The 15699-nt window shown below is 62.3% G+C and carries 15 protein-coding genes and 2 pseudogenes; 11 read left to right on the top strand and 6 right to left on the bottom strand.

Translation table 11 applies throughout. The annotated features are described in order from the left end of the window. The first annotated feature begins 17 nt into the window (after window positions 1-17). The 9 genes and pseudogenes from K2O51_RS20130 (at window position 18) to K2O51_RS20170 (ending at window position 7732) form a co-directional block, all read left to right on the top strand. Complete coding sequence (locus K2O51_RS20130) at window positions 18-932, top strand: LysR family transcriptional regulator (protein WP_011297648.1); 915 nt, start codon at window positions 18-20, stop codon at window positions 930-932. 747 nt (window positions 933-1679) lie between these two features. Beyond that, window positions 1680-2012 (top strand): non-heme iron oxygenase ferredoxin subunit, encoded by a 333-nt coding sequence (locus K2O51_RS20135; RefSeq protein ID WP_011297650.1) that lies wholly within the window; start codon window positions 1680-1682, stop codon window positions 2010-2012. A 53-nt stretch (window positions 2013-2065) separates the two neighbouring features. Then, window positions 2066-3073 carry an NAD(P)H-dependent flavin oxidoreductase gene (locus tag K2O51_RS20140; protein WP_011297651.1) on the top strand — a complete coding sequence of 336 codons (1008 nt, stop codon included), beginning with the start codon at window positions 2066-2068 and terminating at the stop codon, window positions 3071-3073. 164 nt (window positions 3074-3237) lie between these two features. Beyond that, the gene (locus tag K2O51_RS20145) at window positions 3238-3537 is read left to right on the top strand and encodes a YciI family protein (RefSeq protein WP_011297652.1); all 300 of its coding nucleotides are present in this window, start codon (window positions 3238-3240) and stop codon (window positions 3535-3537) included. Window positions 3538-3945: 408 nt separating this feature from the next. Continuing rightward, window positions 3946-5295 carry a glutathione-disulfide reductase gene (gene gor, locus K2O51_RS20150; protein ID WP_220631550.1) on the top strand — a complete coding sequence of 450 codons (1350 nt, stop codon included), beginning with the start codon at window positions 3946-3948 and terminating at the stop codon, window positions 5293-5295. Window positions 5296-5398: 103 nt separating this feature from the next. Then, a complete protein-coding gene (locus tag K2O51_RS20155; RefSeq protein WP_011297654.1) occupies window positions 5399-6013 on the top strand; it encodes a glutathione S-transferase family protein in 615 nt (204 codons plus the stop codon). Next, window positions 6013-6651 (top strand): glutathione S-transferase family protein, encoded by a 639-nt coding sequence (locus K2O51_RS20160; protein WP_140950018.1) that lies wholly within the window; start codon window positions 6013-6015, stop codon window positions 6649-6651. Before K2O51_RS20155 ends, K2O51_RS20160 begins: the two co-directional genes overlap by 1 nt. A 50-nt stretch (window positions 6652-6701) precedes the next feature. Further along, a pseudogene (locus tag K2O51_RS20165) lies at window positions 6702-7171 on the top strand (NAD(P)(+) transhydrogenase (Re/Si-specific) subunit beta); the annotation flags it as partial. A 51-nt stretch (window positions 7172-7222) separates the two neighbouring features. After that, window positions 7223-7732: a CBS domain-containing protein gene (locus tag K2O51_RS20170; RefSeq protein WP_220631664.1), complete on the top strand. Its 510-nt coding sequence runs from the start codon at window positions 7223-7225 to the stop codon at window positions 7730-7732. An 84-nt stretch (window positions 7733-7816) separates the two neighbouring features. Here the strand turns inward: K2O51_RS20170 and K2O51_RS35665 are convergent. From K2O51_RS35665 to K2O51_RS20185, 3 genes and pseudogenes are all read right to left on the bottom strand, one after another. Further along, window positions 7817-8173: pseudogene (locus K2O51_RS35665) on the bottom strand (dioxygenase family protein); the annotation flags it as partial. An 89-nt stretch (window positions 8174-8262) separates the two neighbouring features. Next, entirely contained in the window at window positions 8263-8664 is a 402-nt protein-coding gene (locus K2O51_RS20180) for a cupin domain-containing protein (protein ID WP_220631551.1), read from the bottom strand. A gap of 145 nt (window positions 8665-8809) precedes the next feature. Next, on the bottom strand, window positions 8810-9460 hold the full coding sequence (locus tag K2O51_RS20185; RefSeq protein ID WP_220631552.1) for a ProQ/FinO family protein: 651 nt from the start codon (window positions 9458-9460) through the stop codon (window positions 8810-8812). 166 nt (window positions 9461-9626) lie between these two features. Between K2O51_RS20185 and K2O51_RS20190 the strand changes: the two genes are divergently transcribed. Further along, on the top strand, window positions 9627-10043 hold the full coding sequence (locus K2O51_RS20190) for a cupin domain-containing protein (RefSeq protein ID WP_041679917.1): 417 nt from the start codon (window positions 9627-9629) through the stop codon (window positions 10041-10043). A 6-nt stretch (window positions 10044-10049) separates the two neighbouring features. On the opposite strand, the gene K2O51_RS20195 is transcribed toward K2O51_RS20190, so the two are convergent. Then, complete coding sequence (locus tag K2O51_RS20195) at window positions 10050-12059, bottom strand: acyl CoA:acetate/3-ketoacid CoA transferase (RefSeq protein WP_220631553.1); 2010 nt, start codon at window positions 12057-12059, stop codon at window positions 10050-10052. Window positions 12060-12171: 112 nt separating this feature from the next. Then, a complete protein-coding gene (locus tag K2O51_RS20200) occupies window positions 12172-13233 on the bottom strand; it encodes a patatin-like phospholipase family protein (RefSeq protein ID WP_011297661.1) in 1062 nt (353 codons plus the stop codon). 208 nt (window positions 13234-13441) lie between these two features. Between K2O51_RS20200 and K2O51_RS20205 the strand changes: the two genes are divergently transcribed. Then, window positions 13442-13807: a hypothetical protein gene (locus K2O51_RS20205; RefSeq protein ID WP_011297662.1), complete on the top strand. Its 366-nt coding sequence runs from the start codon at window positions 13442-13444 to the stop codon at window positions 13805-13807. A gap of 56 nt (window positions 13808-13863) precedes the next feature. Here the strand turns inward: K2O51_RS20205 and K2O51_RS20210 are convergent, their stop codons facing one another. Further along, the gene (locus K2O51_RS20210; RefSeq protein ID WP_220631554.1) at window positions 13864-15540 is read right to left on the bottom strand and encodes a thiamine pyrophosphate-binding protein; all 1677 of its coding nucleotides are present in this window, start codon (window positions 15538-15540) and stop codon (window positions 13864-13866) included. Window positions 15541-15699: the final 159 nt, after the last annotated feature.

Here is a 15699-nt window from a genome sequence, read left to right on the forward strand (position 1 = left end):
CTTAATTGGTGGAACGCATGGATCGGATGGCCAGTCTTACCGCCTTTGTCCGCGTCGTCGAGAGCGGGGGCTTTACCGCGGCGGCGCGTCGCCTGGACCTGTCGACAACGACGGTCAGCAACCACGTCCAGGCGCTCGAAGACAGCCTTGGTGTGCGCCTGTTGAACCGCACCACACGCCATGTGAGTCTAACCGAGATCGGCCGCGAGTATTACGAGCGCTGCTCACATATCTTGCAGGAGTTGGCGGAAGCCGACGAGATTACCAGCGCGTTGCAGGTGACTCCGCGCGGCCGGCTTCGCCTCCGTTGCCATCAATCACTGGACCGGTTCATCGCGCCGGTCGTCACCCGCTTCTTGGGCAATTACCCGGAAGTCTCGCTAGATTTCGAGACCGACGTCATGATCGACCCCGTGCGGGAGGGCTTCGACCTATCGATCATGCCGGCATCACCTCCTGACTCGACCCTGATCAGACGGACCCTGGCGAAATGGCACTACCTATTGTGCTGTGCGCCGGCTTACCTCGAGACGCATTCCGTGCCCCACAGCCCAGCCGACCTGGTCGACCATAACTGCCTGCTTTACGCCTATTCGATCTTCCGCAACGAGTTTCATTTCGTCGATCCTGCCGGCAATCCGATGAGCACTCGCGTTTCGGGCAACATGGTCACCGCCAGCATTACCGTAATGCGCGCAGCTGCCGCAGCCGGACTCGGATTGTGGCTGTGCCCCCCGTTTCTCGTATCAGACCTTCTCGCCTCCGGTGCGCTGGTGCCGCTGCTGCCCGATTACCGAACACAGGAGTTGGAGATCGTCGCGCTCTACCCCCATCGGCGTCAGGTAAGCACCAAGGTCCGGTTGCTCCTCGATATGCTGGTCGACCGGTTCGCCGAAGAGCAGCGCTGGCTTGATGCCATGCCTGATCGGTAAGACCGGAGTAGCTGCTTTCCGGCAGCGCCACGATTCGGTGAACGCAGCCCAGCCAGAGATCGGCGTATCGAGGCTTTCCATTACGTTCATCAGGTTCATGCAGTAGTTGCCCGACAATTGCTTTGCAAGTCTCCCAGCAAAGCATCGATACATCTGAACTACGCGGTAAGAGCTCGATTCCGACTCGAAGTACACGCCGCGGTCCGCCATGCTGGGCTGCGGTCTGGAAAATTCCTCGTTATTAGCCACCTCCCGAATCTGTTGCTGTTCGGCCTCAGCCAGCCGCTCGGTCGTGGTGCGGCCATCGGCGCGCACCGGGTCCTCACCGCGTGCCACCCAGCGCTGAAACGTGCGCGCGTTTACGCCCATTTCCTCGCAAGTCCCTCTCCAGCCGGCAGCCACACTGCGCCGCCTCACGCGTCAAATCCCAACGAGTAAGTCTTCATTCATTCTGATATTACCGCCCCCGAACCCAAAGTGAGTCAGATGTCGTCACAACGAGTTTGGGACCGGGGCGCACGTTCCAAGCAAGTACGTGATCTTTTCGAATCGCCTAAATGTCTATCAAGATTGAGGGGAGTTATCCCGTCAGGAAAGAGGTCTATATTGCAGTCAATGCAGACGCGGTTCCACGTTGATCTAACCCCGTCGCGCAATGTAAATCGGCAGATCGGCTGTCAGATTTGTCGATTGAATCTGCATATGTGAAATAGTGTCAGGCGAAATTCGGTGGAAGAGAGGTGAAGCATGCACAAAGGTGATGATGTTTGTAGCGTCGCGGAATTAAAGCCAGGCGAAATGAAATGTGTCTTCGTAGAAGGCACGCGGATTCTGCTCTCTAACGTGGACGGCAAGGTGTACGCGACCAGTGATGTCTGTTCGCACGCTTTGGCCTATCTGTCGGACGGCTGGCTCGAGGGATCAGTGGTCGAATGTCCGCTCCATGGTGCGCAATTCGATGTCGTCACAGGAAAGGCGTTGTCGGCGCCGGCAAACGGAGACATTGAAACCTACGGGGTCACGGTGGCCGATGGCAGGATCTTTGTAGCCTCTGCCCAGTTGACGTCCGCGAAAGGCTGAGGCGGGCCCATGGATTCGACAATCGCTCGATCTGAGCGTGGAGGAAAACTGATATGTCTTTCGAAACAGCATTGACCAAAGCACTTAATTTGCGCGTTCCGGTGTTGGCGGGTCCTCTCGGGCGAGGCTCGAGCGCGGAATTTCTCGGAGCAATGGCCGATAGCGGCAGCTTCGGCTTTACTGCACTGATGCATATGCCGGAAGAGACTGTAAGCGACGAGCTTGCAAAGATCAGTCGAGCGACGAACGGTCGGTTTGGTGCAAATCTGACGTTGATTGTTGACCAACGGAAGAGGCTGGCGACTGCGTTGGATGCGGGAGTGCGCGTATTCTCGATGTGGCAGGGAGATATCGAGCCTTATGTTCGTATCATCAAGGATGCAGGCGGGCTGGTGTTCTGGACCGTGGGTACTCCCGAAGATGCGGCGCGGGCAAGGGATATTGGCGTCGACTTTATCGTTTCCCAGGGGCGGGAGTCGGGGGGGCACCTGGTAGGCAGCGCGCCTACGATGTCACTGCTGCCTGCTATCGTGGACGCCGCCAGGGGAGTGCCTGTGGTAGCCGCAGGCGGAGTTGCGGATGGGCGGGGCCTGGTCGCTGCGATGGCGCTTGGTGCTTGTGGGGTCTGGATGGGAACGCGTTTTGTGGCAAGCAGCGAATCGGCCAACCATCGCGGTTACAAGGAGCGGGTTGTTGCAGCGCGCGCGACGGACCTTGTCGAGACAAGGCTCTTCGACGCGGGCTGGCAGGAGTCTCCGCATCAGGTGATTCGCAATTCCACGTTTTCCAAATGGGAGGCCGCCGGTTGTCCACCTACCGGTCAACGACCTGGGGAAGGCGAGCCTATATCGCGTTTTCCGAATGGAAAGCCACTCTGTCGCTATGACGTCGCGGCTGCGTGGGACGCCATGGAGGGAGATTGGGAGGCAAGTCCGCTGTATGCCGGTGCAACGGTTGAACTTATCCACGATGTCAAGCCTGTAGCAGAAATCGTGGGCGAAATCAGGGCAACGGCCGAGGCGGCGTTCAATAAGGTCGCGGGTCTGCGGACCGGTCGCTAAATAGGTCGACGCTGCCAAGGCGCAATCGGACCGGTCCTCCCAATGCCGCTGATGGACGGTCCCGGCAGCCAGGCCGGCATGCCGACACGCGGTCGACGAGATTGGAAGCCACTGTCGGAAAAAAAACTAGCGCTATTTAGTATCCGGAACACTAAGGAGCTTCAATGTATTTCGCTATTGTAGCCATCGACCGCCCCGGGGCCACCGATGTCAGAACCAGCACTCGCCCCGCTCACCGCGAATACTTGGGTACCCCTCATCCTGGAGTGACTTACAGGCTGGGCGGACCACTTCTAGCGCCTGACGGCGCGACGATGATCGGTTCGTTGATTGTGATCGAGGCGCCAGATCTGGTCACCGCTGAACGATTTTCGGCCGGCGATCCCTACAGAAAGGCGGATCTATTCGCGGAGGTCTCGGTCAGGCCTTGGGATTGGGGGTCAGGCAATCCGGACAAAGGATGAGGTGGAGAATTGCTGAAGCTTTATACCCTGGACCACGCCAAATGGCCGCAAGGTTTTCCGTCCTGCTCGAGGAACTCGAGCCTCTCTTATGCGGTGCATTCCGTGAACATCACGAAGGATGAGCAGCTTCGTCCCGAGTTCCTTGCTTGGAATGCGAACAACTAGATCCCCGTACCGGTCGACCCCGAGAGGGAGCGGGGCGATCGCTTGGTGCTGGCCGAGTCGGGCGCAATCCTCATCTACCTTGCAAAGGAACGGCAGCACGCCGCTCCCGGCGAACGCCTCACGTGGGCATCGATGCTGCAGGGGTTTATGTTTCAAATGGGTGGTGTCGGACCGATGTTGTCGCGTACGACGGCCTGCGTCCCGATTAACCATTGCCGATTGCGCGGTCAGTAGCGAACTGCCATGCAGACTTACGATTACGATCTCTTTGTCATTGGAGCAGGCTCCGGTGGCGTTCGGGCAAGCCGCATCGCCGCAGGCTACGGTGCGAGAGTTGCTGTCGCCGAGGAGTATCGGACCGGCGGCACCTGCGTCATCCGCGGCTGTGTGCCCAAGAAGCTTCTGATGTATGCATCCCATTTCGCGCAGGCAGTTGACGACGCAGCGGGGTTCGGGTGGAGGGCCCCAACGCCGGTTCATGACTGGGCTTCGCTGATTGCTGCGAAGAACGCGGAGATCGCGCGCCTGGAAGCGATCTACGTGCGCATGCTGCAGAGCGCCGGCGTTGATGCAATTACGGGACGGGCGCAGATTGTGGGCCCACACCGCGTCGAGGTCAACGGCGTCATTTTCACCGCGAAGGTCATACTCGTTGCCAGCGGGTCGGTTCCCGTGGAGCCTGCTATCCAGGGTGCGGAACTGATGATCACGTCGAATGAGGCGTTCTATCTGGATACGTTGCCGAAGCGTATCGCGATAATCGGCGGCGGTTATATAGCGTGCGAGTTCGCAGGCATCTTTAACGGGCTCGGCAGCGATGTCACGCAGCTATACCGGGGCCAGCAGATCTTGCGCGGCTTCGACGACGAGTTGCGCAATCACCTCGGCGCCGAAGTGTCGAAGAGCGGGGTGGATTTGCGCGTCGCGGTGGACGTCGCAGCGGTGGGAAAACGGGGCGATGGCCTGGTTGTCCATCTGACGACGGGCCAAGCCATCGAAGTCGATGCCGTGATGGCTGCAACCGGAAGACGCAGCAACACGTCGGGAATGGGGCTGGAGTCCGCGGAGGTCCTACTGGACGAGAGCGGGGCGATCAAGGTCGATGAATACTCGGCAACGTCCAATCCGGACATCTATGCGGTCGGTGACGTAACCAACCGGCTGAACCTGACACCGGTTGCGATCCACGAAGGGCATGCGTTCGCCGACACCGTGTTCGGCGGCAGGAAGCGGGCGAGTGCGCACGACAACGTGCCCTTTGCAGTGTTCAGCCAGCCCCAGGCGGCATCGGTAGGCCTGACGGAAGCGCAGGCTCGCAGACGGCATGCGAAGGTCGACGTCTATAGCAGCGCGTTTCGGCCGATGCGTACCGCGCTGTCGGGTCGCGATGAACGGGCCCTGGTCAAACTTGTCGTGGATGCGTCGACGGATCGGGTGCTAGGCGCGCATATCGTCGCTGCCGACGCGGCAGAAATCATTCTGGGCATTGCGGTTGCGATCAAGGCGAAGGCGACGAAAGCTGATTTCGACGCAACGCTAGGCGTTCATCCCACACTTGCCGAAGAGTTCGTCACGCTGCGCAATCGGCGATGACGTATGTGCCGGCCAGCGCCGGCAATCCGGCGGCACGCTAACGTCGTAGCCGTATTCAAGATATCGCGCTCCTCGAGCGCCTAGTCATTCTGGAGAACGAAACATGATTGATCTCTATTCGTGGAGTACGCCGAACGGTCGAAAAATATCGATCGCGCTTGAGGAGCTCAACCTGGGTTACACATTGCATCCGGTCGACATCTCGAAGGGCGAGCAGTTCAGCGCGGAGTTTCTGGCGATGAATCCGAACAATAAGATTCCTGTCATCCGCGACAGCGATGGGGTGGACGGGCATCCGGTCACGCTGTTCGAGTCGGGTGCGATTCTCGTTTATCTCGCTGACAAGGCCCGGCGCCTGCTGCCGGTAGCGGGGCGCGCACGGTATGAAACAATCCAGTGGCTGATGTTCCAGATGGGCGGCGTGGGTCCGATGTTCGGACAAACGCATCACTTCCAGCGTTACGCCGCGCACGAGAAGTACAGCCTTGAGCGCTACACCACCGAGACCCATCGGCTATACAAGGTGCTCGACGGCCAGCTCGCGAAAAGCGAGTTCGTGGGTGGCGACGCGTACAGCATTGCCGATATCGCGATCTATCCGTGGGTTGCGCGCTTCGGTCTGCATCAGATCGACCTGGCTTCTGTGCCGCACGTCAAACGCTGGTATGACACCTTGGGTGAACGGCCGGCGGTGCAGCGTGGCATGGAGGTGCTGTGATGACCAGCCCTTCGACCCTGACTGTGCTTGGACGTGCGAACTCTTCTAACGTACAAAAAGTGATGTGGCTGCTGGCCGAAATCGGCCAGTCGTGCCATCGCGTGGACATGGGGGGGGCGTTTGGCGGTAACCGGGAGCCTGAATATCTAAAGAAAAACCCCCATGGGGTGGTGCCCACTTTGATCGATTTGGAGACCGTAGTTTGGGAGTCCAACACCATCGTTCGATATCTGTGCAACCGGTTCAATGCGCGCGCGCTGTATCCGGACGACGTCGCGCGCCGGGCTATGGTGGAGCGCTGGATGGACTGGCAGTTGTCGACGCTGGGGCCGGCGAATGCACAGCTGTTTCAGAGCATCGTGCGTACCCCCGCTGGGAAGCGCGTGCAAGAACTGATAGACGGGTACAGGGACCGCAACGCGACGCTGTTTGCCGTCCTCGATCAGGCGCTCGATGGGCACGACTACGTCGAAGGCAACAGCTTGACGCTTGCCGACATCGTCCTTGCTCCATTGACCTACCGCTGGTTCGAACTGCCGATCGAACGTCCGCAATACACCCATCTGCGGCGCTGGTACGACCTGATCTGTCAGCGGCCCGCGTTTCAGGAGCACGTTGTGGGGGTAGGTCTGAGCTAACGGTGCTTAAAGATCGCCAGAATTGACGTGGACAGAGATGAGAATGGAGCAGTAACACTAGCCCGATGTTGATCATCGCCGGCTCGCTGGTGCGTTCCTCCGGTGCCATCCGGTCGTACATCAGGTGCGGGCCATGAACCGCTCGTTCTTCAACGCGCTGCTGGGCGGCTTCGGCGGCGCCACCGGTGCGGCGGCGGACGAGGGCCAGTTCAACGTGAAGTCAGGCCCAGCGGACGACGCCGCATTCCGGATTGGCAATGCGGAGACCGTGATCACTGTGCCCGGCTACGGGATCGCCGTGGCGCGTGCCTAGCACGCCTTAGAGGAACTGAACGGCCTGCTCATCGAGGAAGGCGTCACCGTGAAGTACGCGATCCACCCGGTGGCGGGCCGCATGCCGGGCCATGTAAACGTGCTGCTGGCCGAGGCCGAAGTGCCATACGGCCAAGTCTTTGAGATGGAAGACATCAATGGCGAATTTGGCCGGGCCGGCGTGGTGCTGGGCGCCGACTACGTGGTCGGGTGCAGGCGAGCCGGGATCCGTTCACCTATCAATGACATCGAGGCAATCATGCGCGTGTGCGATATTTTGCAAATCAAGGCGGGTCCGATCCCTTTCGTCTCGCCAAACACGCTCCTTTCAGAATGTCTCTTCGTGATGGCGGACAATGATCTCGGATCGTTGGCCGTAGTCGAGCGAGGGACGCTGGTGGGACTGGTGACTTTCCGCGAGATTTTTTCGGCAATGGCGCAACACCATCGAGGCCGCAATATGGAGCATGGACCACAGGTGCTGGGTATCCGAGCCCGCCACATCATGAACCCAACTCCCATTGTCGTCGACCCGGAAATGGGCATCGCGGAACTGCGAGGACTGATGGTCCAGCACTCCCTGCGATACGTACCGATGGTAAGCAAAGGCGACTTCCTCGGAATCATCTCGTTCCATGATGTCGCTAAAGCCGTGCACGAGGAGCAGGCGTTCGAGAATCGGATGCTGAAGTCCTATATCGGCGATTGGCCCGCTGAGGCTATCGCGGTCAGTTTGGCAGCGGAATCCTCTCTTGGCGCCTCGTGTTGACGAGTTCGGATTCTGGTGCAAAGGGAGACGGAAATCGAATTGCACCCTGGCAAAAGGCGCGCCAATGCCGAGCGATTCATAGCTCGTCGGGTCTTGTACCTGCTTCAGATCCACCACGCGGCCATCGCGGGCGGCAAAGGCAAAGTCGTCGTCCAGATAGGTGTCGCAGGGCAGATTGATCTGGATCTGGGTAGTCAGAGTCCGCTTGCTTTGGCCCGAGATCAGGTAGTGAATCTGAGCCGGCCGGTTGCCTGAGCGGGGCGTGCTACCGGGCCGGGAGCCGAGAGCCTGCTCAGCTTGCTCGACAGCCAGCGCACCTGCTATGCAGCGCAGGACCTGTCGGTACAACTGCGGCTGGCTAGGCTTCGGGCGCGAGTGGCGATGTACCGGGCGTTCGGAGGCGGGTGGGGCGGCTGAAGCGGCGGGGCCTGGCAACTGCACAGCTTCGCGACGCGAGGTGCGGCGCCACGGCGTCGATGCCTTCGCGGCTCGAAGGGTCGTTTGCAGCCCCCCGGAACGAGGTGAAGATTTCAGGGCTTGGCGGGCGCCACCAGCGGGGCGCCCTTCCTGACGACATAAGTCGCCAGTTCGGATGCCTGCCCGCTACCCACATTGCGCGCGGAATGCGCCGTCCCCGCCGGGATGAACAGCGATTCGCCGGCCTTCAGCGTGACAGGCGGCTGATCGCCAAGCTGGTATTCCAGCGATCCCTGCAGGACATGGGCGATCTCCTCGCCAGGGTGCGTGTGCTTTGGCGCAAAGGCGCCCGGATCAAAGTCCACCCGGACCTGGATGCCTTCGATGCCCGGCGCGCTGAGTGCGTGCTGGACGAGATCGGTGCGGTGGACATCGGCTGCTTGCGCCGGCACGGCCTGCATGATCGCGCCCATGCCGGCGACCAGCACGGCAGCCATGATTCGAATCGACTTCATGTAGAGACTCCTTCGTTACGGTTAGCCAGAGGAGTCTCCATTTCAGCAGGTCGTCGTATCGGTGATGTATCGGCGGGAAGGGGAAGTGTTTCGCCATGTATTCCCCTGGTGTGGTAATACATGCCGATACAAAGACCTTTCCGCGTTATTCCGGCTTGGCGGCTTCGTCCACGGCCGGTTGCGCGTTCGCGGATTCACCGTTGGCCACTTCGGCCACCTTTGCCGCTTCTGCCGAAGCTTCTACCGCAGGTTCCCCCGCAGCCTGCTGCTTCCCCTTCTGCGCACGGCTAGCGCGATGTTGCTGGCCACGCTGCTGCTGCGCGCGTTTGGCATCGGCCAGCGTTACCTGCCCGGCCGGCTGGCCCGCCAGGTCGACGCGCTCGACGCCTTCGACCATGCAGGTCCAGTAGCGGGTACCGCGGCACCAGGTCCGCACGGCTTCGCGCAGCATGGCTTCGTCCAGCCCCAGCGTCGACGCATGCTGTAGCAGGTCCTCGAAAATGCCCACCTTGAGCGGCAGCTTCGGCGCGGGGTTCTTCGGGAAGGCCAGCGGGAAGCGCTTCTGCAGCTTGCCGATCGCCTGGATCACCGGATCCACGGGCTTGGCCGGGGCCGCCGGGGCTGCCGAGCCGGCAGGACGCGCGCGCTGGGGCTTGGCCGGTCGTGCGTCCTTGGCCGGCCGTGCGTCCTTGGACTGCTTTGCCGGGCGGGCTTCCTTTGCGGGGCGCGCTTCCTTTGCTTCCTTGGCCTGCTTGGCCAGTTGTGCCTTCAGTGCTGCGAGTTGTTCGAAACCCATCTTGTCCTGCCAATTGTGAAATTTGGGGTGATTTTAGCAGTCCCGGCGTCGCCCCCGCCCAAGGGGCATTCGCCATCGCCAGCAACGTGCCCTATGCTGCAGTGGCAGCAGGGCGATGCCGCCCGCGCCGCACATGACGCCATCGAACGGTATCGAAGGAGGGCCTGTGTCGGACGATTCCCATGACGCGCCGCAAACCGTGGTCGCAGTGCATCCCGACCGGGAGATTTCCACGATGCAGAAGCTGCCGTACTTCGTGGGCATTTCCCGGCAAACGGCGGGTGCCAGGGGCCTGTCGATGTCCGTCGTGGTCGTGCCGCCCGGCGGCCACGCTGAGCCGCATATCCACCGCGGCTATGAAACCGGCATCTACGTGCTCGAAGGGCGGGTGGAAACCCGCTATGGGCCGGGCCTGCGCCAGTCGGTCGTGACGGAAGCCGGCGACTTCCTGTTCATTCCGCCGGGCGTGCCGCACCAGCCGTTCAACCTGAGCAAGACGGCCCCGGCCCGCGCGATCGTCGCGCGGGATAGCGCGGACGAGCGCGAGGAGGTTGAGCCTTATGAACCGGAAACGGGTGTGTAGGGCCCGTCAGCCGCCCTCCGGCTGATCCCGCAACGATGCCTTCGCCTCGGCCTCGGTCTCATACACATAGGGTGCGAGCCCGCGACGGGCGAGGGTGTCGCCGAGCTTGGCGCGCATGAAACCGCTGGTGGTGAAGCGCGTCACGCCGATATAGAAGCGATGCACCATTTCCGCGATCATTTCGACATAGGCGTCCTCCACGCTGCGATCCAGCACGAAGCCTTCGTAGTTGACCACGGCATAGACCTTGTGGCCCAGTGGCTCGCAGACGCGGCATACCTGTTCGCGGATCGCTGCGATGTCCTCCGCGCGCTTCACTTCGAGCTGCTCGAAGTTCAGGAACAGGATGTTCTTGTCATCGTCGTAGTTGACGCGCGCTTCCAGCGGCAGGCGCAGCACGTCCGCGCGCAGTCCCATCGGCTCGGGGCTGAAGATCCGGGGGTCCATCAGTGCCGGCGAGCGCACGATCGGCGTGAAGTCCATCCTCGCGAGAATGTCGCGCTCCAGGTCGACGCCGGGCGCAATCTCGATGAGTTCCAGTCCTTGAGCAGTCAGTTCGAATACGCACCGCTCGGTGATGTATAGGACCGGCTTGTTGGCCGCAGCCGCGTGCGGCCCCGAAAACGTGCGGTGCTCCACTTCCTGGACGAACTTCCTGGCGCTGCCATCGCGGTGGATCTGGAGCTTGCCATCGGCAATCGCGATCTCGCTGCCGCCGGCCATGAAAGTGCCGACGAACACGACCTTCTTGGCGTTCTGGCTGATGTTGATAAAGCCCCCTGCGCCGGCCAGGCGCGGCCCGAACCGGGATACGTTCAGGTTGCCCATGGCATCGGCCTGCGCCAGCCCCAGGAAGGCGAGATCGAGCCCGCCGCCGTCGTAGAAATCGAACTGATAGGGCTGGTCGATGATCGCATCCGGATTGGTCGCCGCGCCGAAGTTCAGCCCGCCGGCCGGGATGCCGCCGATCACGCCAGGCTCGGCGGTGAGCGTCAGGAGGTCGAGGATCCGTTCCTCGTTGGCGATGCTGGCGACACCTTCCGGCATGCCGATGCCGAGATTCACCACGCTGTTCGGCTTGAGTTCCATGGCCGCGCGCCGCGCGATGATCTTGCGCTCGCTCATCGGCATCGGCGCCACGCTGCTCACCGGCACGCGGACTTCGCCCGAGAATGCCGGGTTGTAGGGCGTGGAAAAGGTCTGCTGGTGGTTTTCCGGTCGCGCGAGCACCACGCAGTCCACCAGCACGCCTGGAATCTTCACCTGGCGCGGATTGAGCGAGCCGCGTTCGGCAATGCGCTCCACCTGTACGATCACCAGGCCGCCGCAGTTATGCGCGGCCATGGCGATCGCCAGCGCTTCCAGCGTCAGCGCTTCGCGCTCCATGGTGATATTGCCGTCCGGATCGGCGGTAGTGCCGCGCACGATGGCGACGTTGATCGGGAAGGCCTTGTAGAACAGATACTCCGCGTCCCCGATGCGCATCAGTTCGACCAGGTCCTGGGTGGTGCGCTCGTTGAGCTTGCCGCCGCCAAAGCGTGGATCGACGAAGGTGCCCAGCCCGACGCGCGACAGGTGGCCCGGCTTGCCGGCCGCAATATCGCGAAAAAGATGCGTGATCACGCCCTGCGGCAGGTTGTAGGCTTCGATCTGGTTACCGACCGCGAGCTGCTGGAGCTTCGGCACCAGGCCCCAGTGTCCGCCAATGACCCGCTTCACCAGGCCCGGCAGCGCGAGATGGTTCAGGCCCCGTTCCTTGCCGTCGCCTTGCCCGGCGGCGTAGACCAGGGTCAGGTTGCGGGGCTTTGTGAGGCCGACTGGCGACTCGTCTTCCTGCGCCAGGCAGAGTTCCTCGATCGCGATGGCGATTTCCTCCGCGAAGCCGATGCCGACGAAGCCCCCGGTCGCCACGGTATCGCCGTCGCGGATCAGGCGCACCGCTTCGCGTGCCGAGACCAGTTTGCCGTTCTCGCGCGAGTGGACGGCCAGTCTAACCGTGCTTGCTTGCGTGCTCATGATGGTTACCTTGGCAGTATTGGATATCGAGCGGGGTTGCCTGCCCTTGCCATGATCCGCGATTCCGTGGTTTCACGGAAGTGCACCGCCGGCTTGGACGAACTGAGCGCTCTCAAAGGAACTCTTCGCGCAGATCGACGCTGCAGCGTTCCCCAATGGCGCTGTAGTTCTGCGCCAACCAATGCTCCGCTTCATTGCGCCCCTGGTCGCGCAGGTGGCAGAGAAAGTCCCAGTCCGCATTGAGTTTGCTGGACACGCCCAGCCCGGCCATGATCTTGTCCGAGCGGATCGCGTGGATCAGCATCTCCTTCATGTCGGCCCGGTCCACCTTGCCTTCCTGGATCAGGGTGGTGACGAAGCTGATCGCACGGAGCTCTCGGATCAATGAAGAATTGAAGCTGACTTCATTGATGCGGTTGAGAATCTCCGCCGTGGTTTTCGGTACGCCCTTGCGCACGATCGGATTGATATGGACGATCACCACATCGCGCGTGGTGCAGTGGTAGATCAGCGGAAAGATCGCTGGGTTGCCGACATAGCCGCCGTCCCAATAGTGCTGGCCGTCGATTTCCACGGCCTGGAACAGCGACGGCAGGCAGGCCGAGGCCAATACGGCTTTCAGGCTGATTTCCTCGCGCGAAAACAGGCGCACTTTGCCGGTCTCGACATTGGTCGCGCACAAGAAGAGCTGGATCGGGCAATCGTGGCGCAGGGCGTCAAAATCCACATGGCGGGCCAGGACGTCGCTCAGCGGGTTGAGGTTGAGCGGATTGAACTGGTAGGGGGAGAGTACGCGCAGCAGCAGGTCCGTCATCACGTACATCGGTGAGTTGTCGAGCCCGTAGCCGCCACGCATCCAGATCTCCCATGGCAGCTTGCGGAACGGGCTGTAAAGCCGTGCGGTGCTGGAAACGTCTTGCCAGAACCGGTGCAGCGCCGTGCGCGCGCCGGGCGGCCCGCCCTGGAGCAAGCCGTATGCGAGAACTGCGGCATTCATTGCGCCGGCACTGGTGGCGCTCACGCCTTCGATGGCGAGCCGTTCATCTTCGAGCAGGCGGTCCAGCACGCCCCAGGCAAAAGCGCCATGGGAACCCCCGCCTTGCAAGGCAAGCGTGATGCGCTTCACGGAGCCCTTGGCATCGCCTGCATCGCGCGTTCCCGGGGTGGCAGACATGTCGCGTCCCTCCAGTGCTGGATCCAGCCGCCGTCCCTCTCGGTCTCAAGCGTCGGGCTCTTGACGAGAATAGACTCTGCCGTCGCTTGCGAATGGTGCGATGTATGGGGGAGCGTGCCAATCGCCGTGCGTTGTGTGGAACGCTGCACTTTTTTCGGTCCGTCGTGCGGTATATTCCGGGCTTCCACAACACGCTCAAGCAGAAGGCATGGCCAAGAAATCGATTCGGCTCTCGCATGTGGGGGTACCCGGTGACCTGAGTGTCCTGAAACTGAAGGGCTATCTGAAGTCCGCGCTGGCTGAGGTGGCGGAAGGTGCCGGCGAGGACGAAATCCTCCTGGTCAAGGTACTCGTGCCACGGCCACTGGGCCTGCGGGCCGGCGAAAAGCTGTTCGACAAGGTCCTGCAAGGGATCGTCGACAAGGATCCGCGCGTGGCGCGGGTATCGGTCGAGTTTGTCGAGGGCGAGGTGACGCCCGAGAAGATCGCGGAAAGCGAGGCACGCACGCAGAAGGAAATCGATGCGTACGGGCATTTGCTCCAGGAGTCGACCGACGACGAACAGCCTGGCTGACCGCGCTGCGGCCGGGACCGTGACCCGCGGGGTCAGGTTGCCCGGCCCGATATGCCTTATTGCGGCAGATCGCTGACCCGCATCGCAGGCGTAATCTGCAGTGGGTCGGTCACCAGTTCCAGCACGGCTGGCTTGCCCGCCTGACGGGCACGCTCGAATGCCGCCGCAAAGTCTTCCGTCCGTTCCACGCGCTCGGCCCAGGCACCGCATGACCTGGCCATGGCCACAAAATCCGGGTTGACGATGGTCGTGCCGCTCTGGCGGCCCGGGTAGCGGCGTTCCTGGTGCATCCGGATCGTGCCGTACATGCCGTTGTTCACCACGATCACGACCAGGTTCACGCCATGCGCGGCGGCCGTGGCGATTTCCTGCGGATACATCAGGAAGCAGCCGTCGCCGGCCAGGCAGAGCACCGTTTTTTCCGGATGGCGCAGCTTGGCCGCGATGGCTGCCGGCAAGCCATAGCCCATGGCGCCGCAGGTCGGCGCCAGTTGCGTGCGTGACTGCTTGTAGGTGTAGAAGCGGTGCAGCCAGACCGCGTAGTTGCCGGCGCCGTTGGTCACGACGGCATCCTCGGGCAAGACCTGGCTCAGGTGCGACATTGCCGCGATCATATCGACGCCGGTCAGTTCGGCATGGGGCGTCGGTGGCGCGACGAACCCCTCGTGGTCGGCACGCGCGCCGGCGGTCCAGTCCTTCCACGGCGCGGTAGCCGGCGCGGGCAGGGCGGCCAGCATTGCGGCGGCGGGCGCCACGCCCGCGTGGATCGGCAGCGCGGCCTGGTACACGCGCCCCAGTTCCGCGCTGTCCGCATGGATATGCACAAGTTTCTGCGTCGGCACCGGTACCTGCAGCATCGTGTAGCCGTCTGTCGCGATATCGCCGAGCCGCGTGCCGACGGCCACGATCAGGTCGGCCGTCTTCACGCGTTCGGCCAGCTTCGGGTTGACGCCCAGGCTCAGGTGGCCGACGTAGTGCCGATCGCGGTTGTCGATCACGTCCTGGCGGCGGAAGGCACAGGCGACCGGCAAATCCCACGCCCTGACGAAAGCGGCGAAATCGCTGGTCGCTTGCTCGGTCCAGTTCGCGCCACCGGCAATGACCAGCGGACGCTGCGCGGCGCGCAGGGCAGTGGCCAGCGCGTTGGCATCCTCGGCACGCGGTGCGGCGGCAACCGGCCGGTACGGCGCGGCATCGGCGCAATTCACGAGGCCGTCGAGCACGTCTTCCGGCAGCGCCAGCACCACGGGGCCGGGCCGGCCCGATGTGGCGACCTGGAACGCACGTGCCACCATCTCCGGAATCCGGGCCGGATCGTCGATCTCGGCCGCCCACTTGGCCATCGAGCCAAACACTGCGGCGTAGTCCACTTCCTGGAACGCCTCCCGGCCCTTGTGCTCCCGCGCGATCTGGCCCACGAACAGGATCATCGGCGTCGAGTCCTGCCGGGCGATATGCACGCCGATGCTGCCATGCGTGGCGCCCGGTCCGCGCGTCACGAAGCAGATGCCGGGGCGGCCAGTCAGCTTGCCGTCGGCCTCGGCCATGTTTGCGGCTGCGCCCTCGTGCTTGCAGACGACGAGATCGATGGCTGGCTGGTCGTGCAGCGCGTCGAGCACGTCGAGAAAGCTCTCGCCCGGCACACAGAAGATGCGTTCGGTGCCATGGATGCGCAGTTGGTCGACAAGAACGCGGCCGCCGGTGCGGGCGGCCTGGGCAGGAGTGGAGGTCATGGCGAGGTCTGGTCGGATGAATGTCTGCAATTGTTCCGTTTGACGCGCGGGGTTGTGCGGCCTATCGTGCATTTCTGTTATGCGATTTCTGCAAGTCGGCGAGGTGCTGTCCGTGTAGATTTGCTGCTGGGTCTTGCATGGAAACGACACGGAAACGCG

Origin of the sequence: Cupriavidus pinatubonensis (genome assembly GCF_019602855.1) — a bacterium.
GTDB classification, from domain to species: Bacteria; Pseudomonadota; Gammaproteobacteria; order Burkholderiales; family Burkholderiaceae; genus Cupriavidus; species Cupriavidus pinatubonensis.

What these genes read in the sequence shown, in the direction of transcription:
- K2O51_RS20130 (WP_011297648.1), top strand. Translation starts at nt 18, where the DNA reads ATGGATCGGATGGCCAGTCTTACCGCCTTTGTCCGCGTCGTCGAGAGC.
- K2O51_RS20135 (WP_011297650.1), top strand. Translation starts at nt 1,680, where the DNA reads ATGCACAAAGGTGATGATGTTTGTAGCGTCGCGGAATTAAAGCCAGGC.
- K2O51_RS20140 (WP_011297651.1), top strand. Translation starts at nt 2,066, where the DNA reads ATGTCTTTCGAAACAGCATTGACCAAAGCACTTAATTTGCGCGTTCCG.
- K2O51_RS20145 (WP_011297652.1), top strand. Translation starts at nt 3,238, where the DNA reads ATGTATTTCGCTATTGTAGCCATCGACCGCCCCGGGGCCACCGATGTC.
- gor (WP_220631550.1), top strand. Translation starts at nt 3,946, where the DNA reads ATGCAGACTTACGATTACGATCTCTTTGTCATTGGAGCAGGCTCCGGT.
- K2O51_RS20155 (WP_011297654.1), top strand. Translation starts at nt 5,399, where the DNA reads ATGATTGATCTCTATTCGTGGAGTACGCCGAACGGTCGAAAAATATCG.
- K2O51_RS20160 (WP_140950018.1), top strand. Translation starts at nt 6,013, where the DNA reads ATGACCAGCCCTTCGACCCTGACTGTGCTTGGACGTGCGAACTCTTCT.
- K2O51_RS20170 (WP_220631664.1), top strand. Translation starts at nt 7,223, where the DNA reads ATGCGCGTGTGCGATATTTTGCAAATCAAGGCGGGTCCGATCCCTTTC.
- K2O51_RS20180 (WP_220631551.1), bottom strand. Translation starts at nt 8,664, where the DNA reads ATGAAGTCGATTCGAATCATGGCTGCCGTGCTGGTCGCCGGCATGGGC.
- K2O51_RS20185 (WP_220631552.1), bottom strand. Translation starts at nt 9,460, where the DNA reads ATGGGTTTCGAACAACTCGCAGCACTGAAGGCACAACTGGCCAAGCAG.
- K2O51_RS20195 (WP_220631553.1), bottom strand. Translation starts at nt 12,059, where the DNA reads ATGAGCACGCAAGCAAGCACGGTTAGACTGGCCGTCCACTCGCGCGAG.
- K2O51_RS20200 (WP_011297661.1), bottom strand. Translation starts at nt 13,233, where the DNA reads ATGTCTGCCACCCCGGGAACGCGCGATGCAGGCGATGCCAAGGGCTCC.
- K2O51_RS20205 (WP_011297662.1), top strand. Translation starts at nt 13,442, where the DNA reads ATGGCCAAGAAATCGATTCGGCTCTCGCATGTGGGGGTACCCGGTGAC.
- K2O51_RS20210 (WP_220631554.1), bottom strand. Translation starts at nt 15,540, where the DNA reads ATGACCTCCACTCCTGCCCAGGCCGCCCGCACCGGCGGCCGCGTTCTT.